1 protein-coding gene and 1 pseudogene are annotated in these 2473 nt (G+C 73.7%); one reads left to right on the top strand and one right to left on the bottom strand.

Features of this window, described 5'->3' with window-relative positions; all coding sequences use genetic code 11:
• Window positions 1-661, bottom strand: a pseudogene (locus WEB03_RS09435) (protein translocase subunit SecD); the annotation flags it as partial.
• A gap of 331 nt (window positions 662-992) precedes the next feature.
• On the opposite strand from WEB03_RS09435, the gene WEB03_RS09430 reads away from it, so the two are divergent.
• A complete protein-coding gene (locus WEB03_RS09430; RefSeq protein ID WP_368070700.1) occupies window positions 993-2183 on the top strand; it encodes a helix-turn-helix domain-containing protein in 1191 nt (396 codons plus the stop codon).
• Window positions 2184-2473 lie beyond the last annotated feature (290 nt).

Raw genomic sequence — 2473 nt, 5'->3', positions numbered from 1 at the left:
TGACCGCATCGTCGAGCACGATGGCGACGCGGCGCCGGGGGTCACCGGGCGGCTGGCAGGCGGCTTCGGCCGTCAGCTCCTGCCACGCGCCCGAGCCTTCGCCCTGGAAGTCGACGCTGACGGCGAACGCCTGCTGCGCGCTCTGGCCGACGGTGGGCTGGGCGGAGGAGACTGACTCGCCGGTCAGCGCGACGGGGCCGAGCTGGATCGGGACGCCGTCCTCGTCGGGCAGCACCAGCGGTTCACCGTCCGCAGGGTCGACGGCCGGGCCCTCCTCGGCACCGTCGTCGGTCGCACCGTCCTCGGCGCCGTCGTCCTCGCTGGGGTCAGGCTCCGCTCCGTCGGGCTCGCCGATCCCGAGCACCGGGTGGAAGGTCAGCTGCGCGGTCCGTCCGATGACGGCCAGCGCCTCCTCCGGGTCGGTCAACCCCGGCAGCTCGATGATGACCCGGGCGTCGCCGGAGCGCTGGAGGGTCGGCTCGGCCACGCCGAGCACGTCGACCCGCCGCCGCAGCACCTCGAGGGTGCGGTCGAGGGTGTCCTCCTCGAGCTCGGTGCCCTCCGCGGGGCGCGCCTCGAGCACGATCTGCGTGCCGCCTCGCAGGTCCAGGCCGAGCTCGACGGGGCGGTAGATCGTCGCGACCACGCCCAGGATCAGCACGACGACCACCAGGATCGTCCGACGCCGCCGCGAACGACGGGGATCGGGCTGGGGCGTCCTCGAGGATGATGCCATCGGTGCACGTACCGTTCCCGCCGCCTTGGGCGGCGCTCGACCAGGTGGGTCAGGCGGGCGGAGCGGAGGAAGCACCGACACCGACGGTCACGCGATCCGTCGCTCGGCGCCCGGTCCGAGGCGCACGCGTCGCTCCGCACGCCGGATCCCCGGTCCACGAGCAGCGGACGGTAGCTGCGGCCGCAGCAGGACGCGCGTTTCGGTCCGCACGGCGCGCCGCCACTAGCGTCCTTCGGGCCTTGGGCCAGGAGTGCGCGTGCGGGACACGACCAGCGGGACGGAGGCCCTCGACGCGCTGATCGATGGTGTGCACGTCGGCGACAACCTCGTCCTTCAAGGCGCGGGTGGCGCTCCGTTGGAGCTCCTGGTCGAGCGGTTCGTGGCCGCGACGCGGGGGCGACGACCGCTGGTGCTGGTCAACGTCGCGGCGCCCTGGACCGGTCCGATCCCCGAGGGCACGACCATCGTGGACTGGTCGGCGGCGACCACGGGGGAACCATCGCCGTTCCCCGGGGCGATCGGACCTGCTGCGACGATCACCGCGGCGCTCGCGTCCCTCGAAACGGCCGACGCCCACGTCGGTGAGGGCGCGGCCTTCGTGTTCGACCCGCTGTCGTCGATACCCGCGGCGTGGGGCCCGGACGCGGCCTTGGAGCTGTTCCTGTCGACCTGTCCGCGGCTCTACCGCCGTCGCAGCCTGGCGGTGTGGCCGATCCGCACCGACCGACACCGGCCGGCGTTCCTGCGCCGGCTGGAGGAGGTCACCCAGGTCGTGGTCGAGCTCGACGCCGATGACGGCCGGGTCCGGCTCTCGGTCCGGAAGGCGGATGGGCGCAGGGACGAGGTCGTCGGCCGCAGCGTGCACGCGGACCTGGTCCACGGTGATCTCGTGGCCGGCGACGCCCCGGTCACGACGCGGCAGCGGCTCGGCACCGCGCTCCGGGAGCGACGGCTGGCCACGGGCCTGTCGCAGACCGAGGTCGCCCGCCGGGTCGGGATCAGCCCCTCGGCGCTGTCGCAGGTCGAGCGCGGCGTCCGGGGTCCGTCCGGGGACACGCTGGTGCGCCTGTGGGAGGTCCTCGAGGTCCCCTTCGGGCCGGTCGGGACCGAACCCCGGGGCCACCTGGTCTCACGCCGCAGCGGTCGCGATCGCGTGCGCATCCAGGAGGGGTTGAGCGGGGAGCGGCTCCTGACCGCACGTGATGCGGGCGAGGTGTGGCTGCTGCGGATCGAAGCCGGTGCCACGGGCGATCGCGCGCCGTTCGCGGTCAAGGCACCCGAGACCGTCGTGGTGCTCGTGGGCGTCGTCGACGTGCGCATCGAGGGTCGCACCGAGACCATCCACGAGGGCGATGCGCTGCACCTCACGACCTCGTCGGTGGCGGGCTGGGCCAACCCCGGCCCGCGGCCCGCCGAGGTGACCTGGACGCTCCACACGGCGAGCTGAGCGCGGACGTCCGGACCCTTCGCTTCAGGAGGTCGGTGTAACATGAAGCAACGCTTCACCACCCTGGAGCGCCCCGAACACGGGGCGACCGCTCGGTGCAGCGTCCGCGTGAACGAAGGAACACCCGTGTCCGCCGATGCCACGACCGCGACCGCCTCCCGGACCCCGCCGGTCCTGACCGCCGCGGGCCGCGCCTGGCTGCAAGCCCGCCACGATCGCATCACCGACCGGCTGACGCAGATCGACGACGAGCTCGGCAACGAGCGTGACCAGCAGCTGGTCACCGAGCA

The sequence above is a fragment of the Nitriliruptor sp. genome (assembly GCF_040882075.1).
Lineage (GTDB): Bacteria > Actinomycetota > Nitriliruptoria > Nitriliruptorales > Nitriliruptoraceae > Nitriliruptor.
The sequence above is the reverse complement of the archived record's forward strand: the minus strand, read 5'-3'. Positions and strand labels throughout refer to the sequence as shown.